General features: G+C 45.8%; 16 protein-coding genes. All 16 read left to right on the forward strand.

The window, feature by feature from the left end; translation table 11 throughout:
• Nucleotides 1-437: 437 nt before the first annotated feature.
• On the forward strand, nt 438-1,874 hold the full coding sequence (gene sufB / locus V7R42_RS15600; protein ID WP_014950176.1) for a Fe-S cluster assembly protein SufB: 1,437 nt from the start codon (nt 438-440) through the stop codon (nt 1,872-1,874).
• Nucleotides 1,875-1,877: 3 nt separating this feature from the next.
• A complete protein-coding gene (sufC, locus tag V7R42_RS15605; RefSeq protein ID WP_334021160.1) occupies nt 1,878-2,639 on the forward strand; it encodes a Fe-S cluster assembly ATPase SufC in 762 nt (253 codons plus the stop codon).
• Nucleotides 2,636-3,892 (forward strand): Fe-S cluster assembly protein SufD, encoded by a 1,257-nt coding sequence (sufD, locus tag V7R42_RS15610; RefSeq protein ID WP_334021161.1) that lies wholly within the window; start codon nt 2,636-2,638, stop codon nt 3,890-3,892. The genes sufC and sufD overlap by 4 nt, the downstream gene beginning before the upstream one ends.
• Nucleotides 3,889-5,106 carry an aminotransferase class V-fold PLP-dependent enzyme gene (locus tag V7R42_RS15615; RefSeq protein ID WP_334021162.1) on the forward strand — a complete coding sequence of 406 codons (1,218 nt, stop codon included), beginning with the start codon at nt 3,889-3,891 and terminating at the stop codon, nt 5,104-5,106. Before sufD ends, V7R42_RS15615 begins: the two co-directional genes overlap by 4 nt.
• A gap of 9 nt (nt 5,107-5,115) precedes the next feature.
• A complete protein-coding gene (locus V7R42_RS15620) occupies nt 5,116-5,472 on the forward strand; it encodes a HesB/IscA family protein (protein ID WP_014979828.1) in 357 nt (118 codons plus the stop codon).
• A 50-nt stretch (nt 5,473-5,522) separates the two neighbouring features.
• Nucleotides 5,523-6,056 (forward strand): putative Fe-S cluster assembly protein SufT, encoded by a 534-nt coding sequence (gene sufT / locus V7R42_RS15625; protein ID WP_014977033.1) that lies wholly within the window; start codon nt 5,523-5,525, stop codon nt 6,054-6,056.
• Between the two features lie 59 nt (nt 6,057-6,115).
• Entirely contained in the window at nt 6,116-6,526 is a 411-nt protein-coding gene (locus V7R42_RS15630; RefSeq protein ID WP_334021163.1) for a SufE family protein, read from the forward strand.
• A gap of 272 nt (nt 6,527-6,798) precedes the next feature.
• Nucleotides 6,799-7,230, forward strand: coding sequence for a nucleoside-diphosphate kinase (gene ndk / locus V7R42_RS15635; protein ID WP_012519000.1), 432 nt, complete (start codon nt 6,799-6,801; stop codon nt 7,228-7,230).
• A 400-nt stretch (nt 7,231-7,630) separates the two neighbouring features.
• The gene (locus tag V7R42_RS15640; RefSeq protein WP_334021164.1) at nt 7,631-8,749 is read left to right on the forward strand and encodes a bifunctional tRNA (adenosine(37)-C2)-methyltransferase TrmG/ribosomal RNA large subunit methyltransferase RlmN; all 1,119 of its coding nucleotides are present in this window, start codon (nt 7,631-7,633) and stop codon (nt 8,747-8,749) included.
• Nucleotides 8,750-8,773: 24 nt separating this feature from the next.
• Complete coding sequence (gene pilW / locus V7R42_RS15645) at nt 8,774-9,952, forward strand: type IV pilus biogenesis/stability protein PilW (RefSeq protein WP_334021165.1); 1,179 nt, start codon at nt 8,774-8,776, stop codon at nt 9,950-9,952.
• A 6-nt stretch (nt 9,953-9,958) separates the two neighbouring features.
• Nucleotides 9,959-10,996: a RodZ domain-containing protein gene (locus V7R42_RS15650; protein WP_334021166.1), complete on the forward strand. Its 1,038-nt coding sequence runs from the start codon at nt 9,959-9,961 to the stop codon at nt 10,994-10,996.
• 8 nt (nt 10,997-11,004) lie between these two features.
• Nucleotides 11,005-12,123, forward strand: a complete 1,119-nt coding sequence (ispG, locus tag V7R42_RS15655) for a flavodoxin-dependent (E)-4-hydroxy-3-methylbut-2-enyl-diphosphate synthase (RefSeq protein ID WP_334021167.1) — start codon at nt 11,005-11,007, stop codon at nt 12,121-12,123.
• Between the two features lie 82 nt (nt 12,124-12,205).
• On the forward strand, nt 12,206-13,489 hold the full coding sequence (hisS, locus tag V7R42_RS15660) for a histidine--tRNA ligase (RefSeq protein WP_334021168.1): 1,284 nt from the start codon (nt 12,206-12,208) through the stop codon (nt 13,487-13,489).
• 12 nt (nt 13,490-13,501) lie between these two features.
• A complete protein-coding gene (locus tag V7R42_RS15665) occupies nt 13,502-14,122 on the forward strand; it encodes a YfgM family protein (protein ID WP_334021169.1) in 621 nt (206 codons plus the stop codon).
• Between the two features lie 43 nt (nt 14,123-14,165).
• Nucleotides 14,166-15,425 (forward strand): outer membrane protein assembly factor BamB, encoded by a 1,260-nt coding sequence (gene bamB, locus V7R42_RS15670; RefSeq protein WP_334021170.1) that lies wholly within the window; start codon nt 14,166-14,168, stop codon nt 15,423-15,425.
• A gap of 317 nt (nt 15,426-15,742) precedes the next feature.
• Nucleotides 15,743-17,188: a ribosome biogenesis GTPase Der gene (gene der, locus V7R42_RS15675; RefSeq protein WP_014979823.1), complete on the forward strand. Its 1,446-nt coding sequence runs from the start codon at nt 15,743-15,745 to the stop codon at nt 17,186-17,188.
• The last annotated feature ends 253 nt before the right edge of the window (nt 17,189-17,441 follow it).

Genomic DNA, 17,441 nt, shown 5'->3' on the forward strand with positions numbered 1-17,441 from the left:
GACCAGAGCGCTTTATTTATAGCTCAACGTAGAGCCCGAATAAGCATTGGAAAAATGGTTTGAGCGCGCGTTTTTGTTCTGGGTAAAGCGTACGTTGTGTTAGCGCATTCCTTATATTTGAGTGAATGTGGAAGAAAATTAATGCGCGTTTGAAGGAAATTGTCTTTCAAGCAGCGTTTAAAGCGCGTAAGTGGCCATAAATTAATGGCTGAATATTTGAGTGAAATAGTCGGGTATTATATACTACGGCACCAAAATTTTAGGCTGTCCGCAATGTAACTGGCAGTTTTGGCAACTCTCTTGGGCGTAAGCCCGAATAAATGAAGTTGTTGAAGTTGAAAGTCGATATAAATTACCAAGACCGTGGGGTGATTTATTTGCCAGTTAAGTAGAAAGGTTAGTGGCAGCAAATGCAGGCAAACAAGTGAGATCCCAACATGAGTGAACAGATCGAACAGGCGTTAGAAAGAAAGTACGATGCGGGTTTCTATTCAGAAATCGAATCGGAAACGTTTGAAAGCGGCCTGGACGAGTCGGTTATCCGCCGCATATCAGCAATGAAAAACGAGCCTGAATGGATGCTTGAATGGCGTTTGAAGTCTTATCATGCATGGCTAGAAATGGAAGAGCCAGATTGGGCGCATGTCGACTATCCGAAAATCGATTATCAGGCCATTTCTTATTACTCGGCACCAAAGAGTATGAAAGACAAGCCTAAGTCGCTAGATGAAGTTGACCCTGAGCTACTTCGCACCTATGAAAAGCTGGGCATTCCACTGCACGAGCAAGAAATGCTGGCAGGCGTTGCGGTGGATGCGGTATTCGACTCAGTATCTGTTGTTACTACGTTCCGCGATAAGCTTGAAGAAGCGGGCGTGATCTTTTGCCCAATTTCTGAAGCCGTACAGAAGTACCCAGACCTTGTAAAGAAATACATTGGCTCGGTAGTGCCGCGTACAGACAACTACTTCGCTGCGCTTAATAGCGCCGTATTTACTGATGGTTCATTTGTTTATATTCCAAAAGGCACACGTTGCCCAATGGAGCTTTCTACTTATTTCCGTATTAACGAAATGAACACCGGTCAGTTCGAGCGTACCTTGATTGTTGCTGATGAAGGCAGCTATGTAAGCTACCTTGAAGGTTGTACCGCACCACAGCGTGATGAAAACCAACTGCATGCGGCAGTGGTTGAGCTAGTGGCAATGGACGACGCGCAAATCAAATACTCAACGGTACAAAACTGGTACCCGGGTGACGAGAACGGTAAAGGCGGTATCTACAACTTCGTGACAAAACGTGGTGTAGCGCATACCAATGCGAAAATCTCGTGGACGCAGGTTGAAACGGGCTCTGCGGTTACGTGGAAGTACCCAAGCTGTGTACTTAAAGGCGACAATAGCGTAGGTGAATTCTACTCAGTAGCGTTAACGCGCGGTCGCCAGCAGGCTGATACCGGTACTAAGATGATACACGTGGGTAAAAATACCAAGTCGACCATCATCTCTAAAGGTATCTCAGCGGGTAACAGCAATAACGCCTATCGCGGATTGGTTCAAATGGGCCCTCGCGCAGACGGTGCACGTAATTTCACCGAGTGTGACTCGCTCCTTATCGGTGACAAATGTGGCGCGCACACGTTCCCGTATATCGAAAGCCGTAACCCTTCGGCTATTGTTGAGCACGAAGCAACAACATCGAAGGTGAGCGACGAACAATTATTCCTGTGTCAGCAGCGTGGCTTAGACACAGAAAAAGCCGTTTCTATGATTGTTAACGGCTTCTGTAAAGAAGTATTCAAAGAGCTGCCAATGGAATTTGCCGTAGAAGCCGGCAAGCTGCTCGAAATTAGTCTTGAAGGTTCAGTGGGGTAATCAATGCTTAGTATCAAGAATTTACATGCCAGCGTGGAAGAGAAGAACATCATTAAAGGTCTTAACCTTGAAGTTAAACCTGGTGAAGTACACGCTATCATGGGCCCCAACGGTGCCGGTAAAAGTACACTAGGCTACGTCCTATCTGGCCGTGACGGTTATGAAGTCAGCGAAGGCGAAGCCACGCTTAACGGTAAAGACCTATTGGAGCTTGAAGTAGAAGAACGTGCCCGCGAAGGCCTTTTCCTTGCGTTCCAATACCCAGTTGAAATTCCTGGCGTAAGCAATATGGAATTTATGAAAGAGTCGGTAAACGCCATGCGCGAAGAGCGGGGTGAAGAACCTCTGACGGCTGCTGAATTTCTTAAGAAAGCTAAAGAAGCCTGTAAGCAGGTTCAGCTTCCGCTAGACTTCCTTAAGCGTGGTGTTAACGAAGGTTTCTCTGGTGGTGAGAAGAAGCGTAACGAAATCATGCAAATGATTTTGTTAGAGCCAAAGCTTTGTATTCTTGATGAATCAGACTCCGGCCTTGACGTTGACGCACTTCAGGTTGTTGCAGATGGCGTTAACAGCCAGCGCGACGGCGAGCGCAGTTTTATCGTTGTTACCCACTACCAACGTCTTCTAGATTACATCAAGCCTGACTTTGTTCACATTCTTGCCGACGGCAAAATTGTGAAAAGCGGTGACGCGTCACTTGCGCTAGAAGTAGAGAAGAGCGGATACGCATTCCTAGGTAAAGCGTACGAGGAGGCTGAAGCATGAGTCAATGGCTAGAACAGGTCATTGATGCGGCGCAAGTCTCCGATTACTTAGCGCCCGTGCGTCAGCAGGCCTTAGACAAGTTAAAAGCTGATGGTTGGCCAGCCCGTAGAAACGAAAGCTGGCGTTTTACGCCGCTAACGCCACTTGAAAAGCGTGAAGCCAAGCAAGCGGTTCAGGCAGACAGTTTACCGGTACCTGCTATCGATAACCTAAATGCTATCGACCTTGTATTTGTAGACGGTGTGTTGGTTACGCAGGTTAACACACTAGATGTGCCAGCGGGCATGAGCATCACGTCACTTAATAATGATGACGCCGCTACACAGCAAGCGATCAGTAGTGTATATGGTCAAGTTAAACCAACTCGTCATATGTTTGGTCTAGTCAACGACGCGCTGTGCCAACATGGTATATTTGTTAATGTTGAAGCGGGCGCGAAGATCGACACGCCAGTGCGTATTGTGAACATGGCGTCACAAAACGTCGATGCCCATACGCGTGTGGTGGTAAAGGTCGCTGAAGGCGCAAGTGCAACTGTTATCGAGCAAGGTTTTGGCGATACTGAAAGTTTAACTACTGCGTTCGCTGAATATGACTTGGCTGACGATGCACACCTAGAGCACTATCGCTTTGCTATGTTTACTGGCCAAGCCAAGCAATTAGGCGGTAGCCACTTTAAACTGCATAACCGTACTACGCTTAACAGCACCATGGTGGGCTATGGAAGCGAGCTTTCCCGTTTAGACGTAGATATTCATCACGCTGGTGAATTTGCCGATGCGAAAATGAACGCCATTTATCTTCTGGCGGAAGGCGAGTTGTTTGACCTTCACTCCACCATTGAGCACGCGATGCCTAATGGTACAACAGAAGAAAACGCGCGTGGGATAGTAGGCGATAAAGCACGTGCCGTGTTCAATGGTCGAATTCATATTCATCGTGACGCGCAAAAGACACTGGCTGAACTTAATAACCGCAACTTGTTGCTATCTCGCCGTGGTGTTATCAACACCAAGCCAGAGCTTGAGATTTATGCTGACGACGTAAAATGTGCTCACGGTGCAACGGTGGCTGAAATTGAAGAAGAAGCCTTGTATTACATGCTTACCCGCGGCGTTTCTCGTAGTAAAGCACTGGTAATGCTCAACTTTGGCTTCATTCAAGAGCTTATAAATGACGTGCCTAATGCGGCAGTCCGTGAATGGCTAGCACCAATTCTAAGTGAGCGCTTCGCCCAAATGGAGGTGAAATGAGCTTAGACGTTGCAGCACTTCGTGCCCAGTTTCCTATTTTATCTAAAACGGTAGACGGCAAGCCGCTGGTATACCTAGATAACGCGGCAACAACACAAAAACCTCAGGCCGTTATCGACGCCTTAGTAGATTTTTACACGGGGACGAATGCAAACGTGCACCGCGGTGCGCACCATTTATCGGATGAAGCCACGCGCCGTTACGAAAATGCACGTACCAGCGTAGCAAAGTTCATTAACGCAAATGCGCGTGAAGAAGTTATTTGGACGTCGGGCACCACAGAAGCCATTAATATAGTCGCCAATGGTCTTGGCCAGCTATTAAGCGAAGGTGACGAAGTGATGGTGACAGAACTTGAGCACCACGCAAACTTGGTGACCTGGCAACAAGCGTGTCGCCGCTCTGGTGCAACGCTGAATGTTGTACCTATTTTCGACACTGGTGAGTTAGACGTAGATGCTTTCGATAGGCTACTGTCTGAAAACACCAAGCTAGTCGCGTTTCCTCACGTATCCAATGCACTAGGAACGGTAAACCCAATTAAACTGCTTACTGAAAAAGCGAAAGCGGTTGGCGCATGGGTGCTGGTTGATGGCGCACAAGGCATTGCTCACGGCGGTGTTGACGTACAAGACATAGGCTGTGATTTTTACGCATTTTCAGGCCACAAGCTATTCGGTCCAACAGGCATTGGCTGTCTGTGGGGCAAAAAAGAGGTACTAAAAACCTGGCCTGTTTGGCAAGTAGGCGGCGAGATGATCAAAGATGTGACCTACCATGAAGCCACATGGGGGGCGTTGCCAAATCGCTTAGAAGCCGGTACGCCAAACATCGCAGGTGCCATTGGTATGGGCGCTGCAGTAGATTGGTTTAGTGCCCTTGATGTAAATGCTTTGCATGAACATGAACAAAAGCTACTTGCCTATGCTACAGAGCAGGCCGAAGCGTTTGACGGTATGCGGATAATCGGTACGGCACCTAACAAGGTAGGCGTGCTGAGCTTTCTACTTGAAGGCGCGCACCCCGCAGATGTTGGTTTTATCCTAGATAGACAAGGTGTGGCAATCCGCACTGGTGACAACTGTGCACAGCCGCTAATGAAGCGCTTTGGTATTCCGGGTACTGCCCGTGCGTCGTTCTCAATTTACAATACGCTTGAAGAAGTCGACAGCCTATTTGCTGCGCTTAAAAAAGCAAAAATGATGTTGGCCTAAGGAGGCAATATGAGTGTAGAAACTTTCGTACCTAGTACAAAACTCATTTCGCTAACTGACAGTGCCGTTAAGCATTTCGAAAGTAAGCTTAAAGACAAGCCTGGTCAGTTAATTCGTTTATCGACAAAAGTAAGCGGCTGTACAGGTTACGCTTACGTGCTTGATTTTGCAGATAGTGCGCAAGCCGATGACGAAATTGTTGAAATTTCGCCAGTACTTAACGTTGCCGTGGCTGCAGATGCCACCGACCTACTGCGTAACACAGAAATTGATTACGTTACAGAAGGTGTTAACGGCGTCATTAAATACAACAACCCCAACGTGGTTGATGAATGCGGATGCGGTGAAAGCTTTAACGTAGGCTAAGTGCCACGTTAAAGGCCATCAGTGGTAGAACAAAGAGTACTAAGTAGTTTATGAAGCAAAAAATGGTGACCACCGAGCGCGACTGTAAAGCGCGCTTAGTTCCAGCGGGCAATCCAACCGTGATCCCTGAAGGCGAGTTTGTGAATATCACCCAAGAGCTCGGTGGTAACTATACGGTAACGTGGCGCGGCAACATGTACCGCATCGACGGTACTGATGCAGGTGCTATTGGCCGTAAAGCGATGACATTAAGCTTTGACGCACCAGAAGACGGCAACATTAGCGAACAACAAGTGTGGGACGCGTTAGAAACTATTTTTGACCCTGAGATCCCTATTAATCTCGTATCCCTTGGTCTTATCTACAAAGTGGAAATTGATCAAGATACTAGCAGCGTTAATATAGATATGACCCTGACCGCACCAGGCTGTGGCATGGGCCCAGTATTGGTGGGTGACGTTGAATACCGCGTTGCCATGGTTCCCCATGTTAAAAACGTCAACGTAGAGCTTGTATTCGACCCTGCGTGGTCCCGTGATATGATGAGTGAAGAAGCACAGCTTGAAGCAGGTCTGTTCTTCTAATCATCCACGCAGTGAAATTTAATCACACAATTTTTCAAACAAATTAAGCGGAAATAGCAATGCAACTACCTAGCAGTGACGACATTATTGATGATTTAGCGTTCTTCGACGATTGGGAACAGCGTTATCAGTACATCATTGATTTAGGGAAATCTATTCCGGGCTTGCCTGAAGATGCTAAAACACCCGAGCGTTTGGTCAAAGGGTGTCAGAGCAGCGTTTGGCTGGTGGAGTCTTACGACGGCAATAAAATCAACTTTGATGTAGACAGCGATGCAGTTATCGTTCAAGGGCTGCTTGCCTTAGTCCTTGCCGCTTATAATGACAAAACACCAAAAGATATTTTGGCGTTTGATATTGACGGATATTTTGAAGCACTAGACCTAGAGCGTCATATCACACCAACTCGCGGTAATGGCTTACGCGCCATCGTGGGTAAAATTCAAGAATTAGCAAAAGCCAACGCTTAACTTATTAAGCGTTGGTTTCTTTACGCCGTTTTCGGGTTTCATAGTAAAGGCAGGGTGCAGATACAGTTGCCGGTAACCACGCACTGCGCAAAATAATCTGTACGTTGTCATCATATTGTCATCGCCGACAAGCTAATCTTCCTCTACATTTACACGCAAAAACAGTACTTTAAACCTGATTTGATAAAGCCTCTGGTCAAGCTGCTATTTATTGCCTATAATTCGCGGCCAAAATTTTAAAGATACATACACTATTTGTTTGGAGAGAGAACATGGCTCTTGAGCGTACTTTTTCGATTATCAAGCCTGATGCGGTAGCTAAAAACGTAATCGGTGCAATCTACAACCGTTTCGAATCTGCAGGTCTTCGCATCGTGGCATCTAAGATGATCCACATGAGCAAAGAGCAAGCAGAAGGCTTCTATGCAGAACACAAAGAGCGTCCTTTCTTCGGCGCACTTGTAGACTTCATGACGTCAGGTCCAGTTATGGTTCAAGTACTAGAAGGCGAAAACGCTGTTCTAGCTAACCGTGAAATTATGGGCGCAACTAACCCAGCTGATGCAGCTGCAGGTACACTACGTTCAGACTACGCTGCGTCAATCGACGAAAACGCAGTTCACGGTTCTGACGCACCTGAGTCAGCAGCTCGCGAAATTGCTTACTTCTTCTCTGAAGAAGAAATCTGCCCGCGTACTCGCTAATATTATGTAGGTAGATAAACGGGGCTATAAGCCCCGTTTTTTGTTTCTGAGCGCCTGAGCACGCTTTATGCTGCTTTGCTCGGCGCTCATTTAGGCGAGCTAAACCACGCTTCTCGCGCATTGCCTAAAGCGCGCTCAGATACTCAGAAGAAAGATATACGCTTTATGCTGCTTTGCTCGGCGCTCATTTAGGCGAGCTAAACCACGCTTCTCGCGCATTGCCAAACTTAACCTTTCTCTGCGTTAAATCGGCTTTTTCTCAAATCTCATCTGTGGTAAAATCCGCGCAAATTTTAATCAGCCTGAGTTTGTCGCTCAAGACATATTCGAATCGCTGGTTTTTACACCATATTCAGCAGTTAGAGGGGCATCCCTCGAAGGTAAAAGGGTCATCGTATTCATGGCAAAAACTAACTTATTAAACTTAAATCGCGAAGGCTTGCGCAATTTCTTTAAAGAAATGGGCGAGAAACCATTTCGTGCCGACCAGGTGATGAAATGGATTTACCAGCACGGTATTAGCGATTTCGAGGAAATGAGTAATCTCAATAAAAACCTTCGCGCGATGCTCATTGAAAATTGTGAAATTAAAGCGCCTGAAATCGCTTATTTTCAAGAAGCGAGCGACGGCACGATCAAGTTTGCACTAACCCTTGAAGGTGGTCAGGAAGTTGAGTCAGTCTGGATCCCAGAAACTGACCGTGCAACCCTGTGCGTGTCATCGCAGGTAGGATGCGCATTGGAGTGCACTTTCTGCTCAACGGCGCAACAGGGGTTCAACCGTAACCTAAGCGTGAGCGAAATTATCGGTCAGGTATGGCGTGTGGCTACTTTTCTTGGGTTGTCAAAAGACTCAAGTAAACGTCCCATCACCAACGTAGTGATGATGGGCATGGGTGAGCCGCTGCTTAATCTTAAAAACGTAGTGCCGGCCATGGACATCATGCTAGACGATTTTGGTTTCGGTTTATCTAAGCGCCGCGTTACGCTAAGTACATCCGGCGTTGTGCCTGCGTTAGACATGCTAGGTGACCAAATTGACGTAGCGTTAGCTATCTCACTGCACGCACCAACTGATGAGCTTCGCAACGAGATAGTGCCTATCAATAAGAAATACAATATTGAAGCGTTCTTAGCAGGAGTACGTCGCTACTTGGCTAAGTCTAAAGCGAACCAAGGCCGTGTGACAGTAGAATATGTGATGCTTTCAAACATTAACGACAGCACTGAACAAGCACACCAGTTGGCAAAGGTATTGAAAGACACACCTAGTAAGATAAATTTAATACCTTTTAACCCATACCCAGGTTCACCATACACTTGTTCTAGCAATTCGCGCATTGATAGATTCTCAAAAGTGCTTATGGAATATGGGTTTACCACTGTTGTGCGTAAAACCCGAGGCGATGACATCGACGCCGCATGCGGTCAATTAGTGGGTGATGTGGTAGACAGAACGAAAAGAATGTTAAAAAAACAGGTGAAGGGCGAAGCAATTTCAGTAAAAATAGCCCAATAATCATTAAGATATTAGGGTAAGACTATGATTGCAGGATTGCGAACATCACTTAAAATTAGCTTGTTAAGCGCGGTTATTTTCACTTCTGGCTGTGTCAGTAATAGCCAGTCATCATTGTATGGCGGTAACTTCGATCACGAAGAAGCCGCCAAGACACGCGTGTCTCTCGGTCTCACCTACCTTCAAAATAATAATTACACGCAGGCAAAAAAGAATCTCGACAAAGCGCTTGAGTTCAATCCACGCTCTGCAGACGTTCAGTTCGCTATGGCGTATTACTATCAGTTGGTTGGGGATAACCTTAGAGCGGAAGAGTATTACAAAACAGCCATTGATCTAGCTCCGGATAATGGTGATATTGCCAACAGCTATGGCGCATTTAAGTGCCAAAACGGCGAATATGAACAAGCTAAGATTTACTTCTTCAATGCTATTGATAACCGCCTTTATGCAAATGCTGCACAAACCTATGAGAACCTGGCTTTGTGCGCGCAAAGTCAAGGCAGGTTAGATGAAGCAATTGGTTATTTTCAAGACGCACTCAAGCATCAGCCTGCTCGGGGGAAAAGCCTGTTCTTACTTAGTGAGCTTTACATGGTATCAGAGCAGTGGGCATTGGCGGAGTCTACCTTACGAAAATATGAACGTATTGCCAAAGTTTCGCCAGATTCATTGTGGTTAGCTTATGAAATAGCTAAAGGTAAAGCGGATTTAGAGACTGCTAAGGGGTATGGTGAGATGATGATGTCACTGTACCCAGAGAGCGAGCTTACCAAACGTTATTTAGCGCAGCGTGAAAGCTTGCAAAAAAGAGTGGTTAAAACAGTTAAATCTGAGCAACCCGACAAATCTCCAAAGCAAATAAGCGAAAATCAGACAAAACCGGGTCTGCTTGTAAAAGAGGCGGCAGGCGGAAAAAACGCTGCGCAAGGTAACGAAGTTCAACATCAATCGCAGAGCAGTGCTTCCGATAGCACTTCTTTAGCTGTAGGTAAAGCAATAGAAAATGCGCAAAATAAGGATTTATCTTCGCAAAGTGATAAATTCCATGTAGTAAAAGAGGGTGAAAACTTATATCGTATTTCTCTATTGCACAATATCAAATTAGCAAGACTGCAAGAGTGGAACAATCTTGAAAATACTGGCGCTATTATTGCTGGTCAGACGCTTTGGTTAGTACCACCGGGTATGCAGGAGGAATAAGGGTTAATGGTGTCGGAAGAAAAAGCGAATCAAGAAGTTACTTCGCAACAACAAGAAAACACGCCAAGTCCAGGGGCAATGCTAAAAGCGCGCCGTGAAACGCTAGGTTTGTCTCAACAAGATATTGCTGATAAATTATTTTTAAAATCTCAACAAATCAATGATTTAGAGGGTGATGTCATTGATGAAAAGTCTTCGGTTACGTTTACAAAAGGGTACGTGAGGAATTATGCCAAGCAATTAGGTATGAATTCTCAAGAAGTGATTAAGGCATTTGAATGTTTCCATAAACAAACTTCTGTGCCATCGTCAGAGAAATTACAGAGCTTTTCAAAGCGTGTCGCAAAACAGACACACGATGACCGATGGATGATGGTAACGTATGTTATCTTACTTCTTATCATTGCCGGTGTTGTCGTATGGTGGTACCAACAGCCAAGTGACGACAGAGTCGCTGAGCCGCCACTGAGCGAGGCCGTTAAGCGAGAAGCCGCCAATACACGGGCTCCGTCCCCCAATACAGGAGTGGGAAGCCCGATAAATGACACGTCTTCGTCGCAAAACCAAACAGTCGGAAGCAATCAACTAGACATGGGCGTGAACAATAGTACAGATTCAGATCCCAGCGACGCGCTAGACGAACAAAACAGTGGTTTTGCCCCAGACGGCAGCTTAAATAATGGCGCGATTTCTACACCAGATACGGAGGTTAATGACAGTAATAACCTTACCGCTCTGGTCAACTCTGATGCCAGCAACGACCCCCAACCTAATTTGAATGTAAATAGTAAATTTGATGCAGAGCCAATTGCGATGGTCTTCACTTTCGATGAGGACTGTTGGGTTAACATTAAAGACGCGTCAGGTGAAGCTATTGCCTATGGGGTAAAGCTAAAAGGACGGGTTATGGAAATTCAAGGCGTTCCTCCTGTTGAAGTTACGCTCGGAGCACCGGATAATGTGCGCATATCAGTTAACGGCGAGTCTGTTGATATTTCTTCATATCAAAACGGTAGAACAGCTCGTTTCGCACTTCCTTTATAGGTAATTAGATGTTTGCAGAAAGCCCTATTAAGCGCAGAAAGTCTACGCGTATTAATGTAGGTAACGTTCCCATTGGTGATGGTGCTCCCATTGCTGTTCAATCTATGACAAATACCCGCACTACGGATGTGGCTGCGACTGTCGACCAAATAAATCGTATCGTCGCAGTGGGCGGTGAGATCGTCCGTGTATCCGTGCCCACGATGGAAGCGGCTGAAGCATTCAAAGAAATCAAAAAGCAGGTGAGTGTGCCACTCGTGGCAGACATTCACTTTGACTACCGTATAGCGCTTAAGGTTGCCGAATACGGCGTGGACTGTTTGCGAATTAACCCAGGCAATATTGGCAACATGGAGCGCGTGCGTTCTGTGGTAGATTGTGCAAAAGATAAAAATATTCCTATTCGCATTGGTGTTAACGGCGGCTCGCTAGAAAAGGATTTACAAGAAAAGTATGGAGAACCAACGCCAGAAGCACTTGTGGAATCCGCTATGCGCCATGTCGACATTTTAGACAAACTTAACTTTGACCAATTCAAAGTCAGCGTAAAAGCGTCAGATGTGTTCTTGGCAGTAGGTGCCTATCGTTTATTGGCACAAAAAATAGATCAGCCGCTGCACTTAGGCATTACTGAAGCAGGCGGCCAGCGTGCTGGTGCAGTAAAAAGTGCAGTAGGCCTTGGAATGCTTCTAGCGGAAGGTATTGGCGATACACTCCGGGTTTCGCTAGCGGCCGATCCGGTAGAAGAAATCAAAGTAGGCTTTGATATCTTGAAGTCACTGCGAATTCGCTCTCGCGGTATCAATTTTATTGCTTGCCCAAGTTGTTCAAGACAAGAATTCGATGTTATTGGCACAGTAAACGCTTTAGAACAACGATTAGAAGATATTCTTACACCAATGGATGTTTCTATCATCGGTTGTGTAGTTAACGGTCCAGGGGAAGCAGAAGTGTCTGATTTGGGCCTTACTGGCGCACGTAATATGAGTGGGCTATACGAAGACGGCAAGCGCGTCAAAGAGCGACTTCCTAACGACGACCTTGTCGATAAACTTGAAACCAGAATTCGCGCAAAGGCGTCGCGTATGAGTGAACAAAATAAAATTCAGGTATCAGTTAAAGACTAAGACATTTTTTGTTCATTGTTGTTTACTCCCAAAGCCCCTATAATGCGGGGCTTTTCACTATTTAGCAGTATGAGAATTTCACGTGGCTAAGACTATTCAGGCAATTCGAGGCATGAATGATTGCCTACCGGAGATTTCCGGTACATGGCAAAAGGTAGAATCTGTACTTCGTCAGGTTGTGGCGAGTTATGGTTACCAAGAAATACGTACTCCCATCGTTGAAAGCACCGACTTATTCAAGCGTTCCATCGGTGAAGTGACCGATATCGTTGAAAAAGAAATGTACACCTTCGAAGATAGAAATGGCGACAGTTTAACGCTGCGCCCGGAAGGTACGGCAAGTTGCGTGCGCGCAGGAAACGAACACGGTTTATTGTACAACCAACAGCAACGTCTATGGTACATGGGACCAATGTTCCGTCATGAACGTCCTCAAAAAGGGCGCTATCGCCAATTCCATCAGTTCGGTGTAGAGACCTATGGAATGGACGGTCCTGACATCGACTTAGAGGTGATTCTTCTTAGTGCGCGTTTTTGGAAAGCGTTTGGGATTGAGCAGCACGTAAAACTGCAAATTAATACCTTAGGTTCAAACGAAGCGCGTGCGGCATATCGTGATACGCTGGTCGAGTTTTTAAAAGAGCGTGCTGATCAACTAGACGAAGATTCACTTCGTCGTCTTGAGACAAACCCACTTCGTGTGCTTGATTCCAAGAACCCTGAAGTTCAAGCTGCTATCGCCGAAGCGCCTGCGCTAATCGATCACCTCGATGACGAATCTAAAGTACATTTTGAAACTTTGTGTGCGCGCTTAACGCAAGCGGGCATTGAATTTGAAATAAACCCGCGTTTAGTGCGAGGGTTAGATTACTACAATCGCACAGTGTTTGAGTGGGTAACGGATAGCTTGGGTGCGCAAGGTACCGTTTGTGCAGGTGGTCGTTACGATGGCTTAGTAGAGCAACTAGGGGGCAAAGCAACGCCTGCGGTTGGCTTTGCTATGGGTATTGAACGTTTGGTATTGTTGTTAACTACGTTAACAGAAGAAGGTCAGGATACGAGCTTCGCAGACGTCTATGTAACAGCAATGGGCGACGAGACACAGCCTTACGCGATTGAAGTGGCGGAACATCTTCGAAATACGCTGCCTAACGCACGTATTATGATGCACTGTGGCGGCGGCAACTTTAAGAAACAACTAAAGCGTGCAGATAAAACAAGTGCACGTATAGCGCTGCTTTTAGGTAATGACGAAATGCAGTCTCGCGAAGTGGGTGTAAAACCGCTACGCGATGGTCAAGAACAAGTTACAGTTAGCTTTGAAGCCTTATCTGATAAGGTTGCAGAGATGCTGAGCGCAAAATAAAAAGAGGACATCATGGAACAGTTCGCAACAGAAGAACAACAAGTAGAAGCGATTAAACGTTTTTGGAAAGAGCACGGTACGGCGATTATCGTTGGGGCTGCACTTGGTCTAGGTGGGCTTTGGGGCTGGAGAGCGTATTCAGAGGCTCAAATTGAAAGTAAAGAGGTCGCATCTGTCGCGTATCAAAATGCTGTTGAGACTTTTGGTACTGAAGGCAGTGACGCAAAAGTTAACGCTTTTATAGAAGAAAATAAAGATAGTGGTTATGCGAGCATTGCGAGCCTTCTTGCAGCCAAGCAAGCGGTTGATGCGGGCGATTTAGATGCAGCAGCATCACACCTTAATCACGTTGTTACCTTTGCCGAACATGATGAATTGAAAGTACTTGCCTCACTTCGCTTGTCTCGTGTGCAAATTGAAATGAACCAGCTGGACGCGGCGTTGTCTACGCTTAGCAATGTAACAAATGACGCATTTTCAGCAGAAGTTTCTGAATTAAAAGGCGATGTGTATCAAAAACAAGGCAAGTTTGACGATGCTCGTTTAGCTTATTCAAATGCGTTAGAAAAAAATGCCAACAATCCGCTTTTACAAATGAAGTTAGACAACCTATCGGTATCTGCTGCGCAGTAAGCGAAACCTTCGGGCTGGTATACATAATAAAGAGGTACGCAATTTGTTTCACAACACGTGTGGTCGTAAAGGCCGATTTGTTCGCACGATAGGTATGGCACTCGCGGTGTCTATCACAATGTCAGGCTGCTCAACCATTTCAGACTGGTTTGCAGATGATGAAGAACTAGAAGTTCGTCGTTTAAAGCCTATTGAGGCTAAATTTACACCTAAACTAGCGTGGGATCGCGATATTGGTGATGGTGTTAATCACTACTTCTCTCGTCTTCGCCCTGTTTTTGCCTACGACAAACTTTATGCCGCTGACCGTCATGGCGCTGTTGTCGCGATGGACCCTACGACGGGTAAAGTGTTGTGGGAGAAAAATTTCGCACAGTTTCGTTCTGAGGGGATGCTAAGCTCAGTCACTAATTTATGGCGCAGTGGCGAGACTGCACGTATTGGTGGTATCGCTGTGGCAGACAGACACGTATTTATCGGTACGGAAAATGGCTATATAGCCGCGATGGATGCAGAAACCGGAGAATTGGTTTGGGACGCTTCGATTCCCGGTGAAATTTTAGCTGCTCCGGCTGCCGATGAGGGTATCTTGGTCGTTAATACAGGGGCTGGGAGCTTATTTGGCTTCAATACACGAACCGGTGAACAATTGTGGAGACACGAAGGCGATACGCCTCCGTTAACATTACGCGGAATATCCGGCCCAATCGCATCAAACGGCGGCGCTATTATTGGTACGCCAACCGGTAAGATTCAGGTTAACCTTATCGAAACGGGTGTACTTGCATGGGAAACGGTCATTGCAACGCCTTCTGGTGCAACAGAGCTAGAACGTATTGTTGATATTGATACAACGCCAGTGCTATTTGGTGGCACGGTGTACACCGTTTCCTATAACGGTGAATTAGCGGCAGTGGAGCTGCGTTCAGGCCGTGTTATTTGGAAACGTGAATATGCATCGTTTCGCAATCTGAATATTGACGGTAATAAGATTTTCGTCGTAGATAACAATTCTAACGTTTACGCTCTTGATAGACGAAACGGTGTAGAGCTGTGGTCTCAAGGATTACTCAAACATCGTTCACTCACCTCCGCTACACCGTTCGGCGATTATGTAGTCGTTGGTGATAACTGGGGCTTCTTACACTGGATTGAGCAAGAAACCGGTCAAGTTGTTGCACGCCTCGATGTGGGTGGCGACGATGAAGACGACGCAATCTATGCTGCTCCCTTGAAAGTTGAAGATAAGATTATAGCGGTAACACGAAATGGCGTAATAGCTTCGGTGCAAGTTCCGAAGTAACAGGACCCCATCGTTAATGTTTAAACTGAAAGGCGTTTCAAGCTTCACTTGAAACGCCTTTTATTTTTTACGCGCCACCTTCACTTGTTGCGCGGATTGGTATTACTCATTGTCCTCATTATCAATGGAATTAAGGTTTTTCCTGCGATACCGAACCCCATTGGTATTAAGTAGTGAACAAGGTATAATGCGCCCATTCTCAAAAGCCTCATAGTAATCCACCCATCGTTAGAGAATACTTCTCCCAAACGTTGCTTTTAATACGTGGTGTATGTGGTTTGTGCTTTTTAGCTTTCATGACCCTTAGGATCTGATAAATGTTACCCGTTGTTGCTTTGGTTGGCCGACCTAATGTTGGTAAATCAACCTTGTTTAATCGCCTTACAAATACTCGTGATGCTCTTGTTGCAGACTATCCGGGGTTAACTCGCGACCGTAAATACGGCCAAGCGAAATTTGAAAAGCGCCAGTTCATCGTAGTGGATACCGGCGGTATTACAGGCGATGAAGAGGGCATTGATGCTGAAATGGCACAGCAGTCTTTGTTAGCTATTGAAGAGGCTGATGTTGTTTTATTTCTGGTTGACGCAAGAGCAGGTATGTTGCCAGCAGACCAAGGCATAGCAGATCACCTCAGACGCATAAACAAGAAAGTGTTTGTTGTGGCGAATAAAGTGGATGGAATTGACGGCGATAGCGAAAGTGCTGAATTCTACTCGTTAGGTCTAGGAGACATAAAGCAAATTGCTGCGGCTCATGGCCGTGGGGTTAGTCAGTTGCTGCAAGATGCCCTAAAGCCACTTGAATCTGACTTTCCTGACATGGAAATTGTTGATGAAGAGCCGGAGGAAGAAGAAGATGCTGAAACGCAGCGACAGCGCTTACAAGAGCTGCCTATCAAGCTTGCAATTGTTGGTAAGCCCAATGTAGGTAAGTCGACACTTACAAACCGAATTTTGGGTGAAGAGCGCGTTGTCGTATTCGACATGCCTGGTACCACCCGTGACAGCGTATACATTCCTATGGAAAGGGATGAGCGAGAATATATCTTAATTGACACCGCAGGCGTAAGAAAGCGCAAGAAGATCAGTGAAGCCGTAGAAAAGTTCTCAATAGTAAAAACCCTGCAAGCCATTGAAGAAGCGAACGTAGTGTTATTGGTTATCGATGCTAGGGAAGGTATTACAGACCAAGATTTAAGCTTATTAGGTTTTGTCCTTAATTCAGGACGTTCATTAGTTGTTGCTGTAAACAAATGGGACGGACTAAGTACTGACGTGAAAGATGATATTAAACGCGAGATGGATCGTCGATTGGGTTTTATCGACTTTGCCCGAATTCATTTTATATCAGCGCTTCATGGCTCTGGCGTTGGTAATTTATTTGAGTCTGTACAAGAAGCCTATATGAGCGCAACTAAGCGTATCAATACCGCGCTGCTTACACAGATAATGGAAATGGCTCAGGATGATCATCAACCTCCGCTTGTTCGTGGTCGTCGGGTGAAAATGAAGTACGCCCACGCAGGGGGGTACAACCCGCCAGTAATTGTTATCCATGGTAACCAAGTAGATGATTTACCAAGTTCTTATAAGCGTTTCTTGATGAATTATTTTAGAAAAGCGCTAGAGATTATGGGTACGCCTATCAAGATAGAATTCAGAGAGGGCAATAACCCATTTGAAGGTAAAAAGGCCAACTTGACGTTAGCGCAGCAGCGCAAGCGTCGCCGTATGATGTCATATTACAAAGATAAAAAATAAATCTTAAACGCGAGGACGCTATTTTTGTCTTGTAGAGATAGCGCCTCTATTTAATTGACTGCGTCATAATTACAATCAGATTGTATTCTTTTCCCGCCTTTTCTATTCCTGTATTCCCGCGCTTCGCTAGGAAACTTGCCAGCGCCTTCTGAGTGGGCAATTATCTATGCGGATTGGTATAAGCACATACCTTTATACTCAACGCGCACCTTAGTATTCAAGAGATTGCAACAAGTCAAAGTTTTGGATCTAT

Origin of the sequence: Alteromonas sp. S015, from assembly GCF_036864485.1 — a bacterium.
Classification (GTDB): Bacteria; Pseudomonadota; Gammaproteobacteria; order Enterobacterales; family Alteromonadaceae; genus Alteromonas.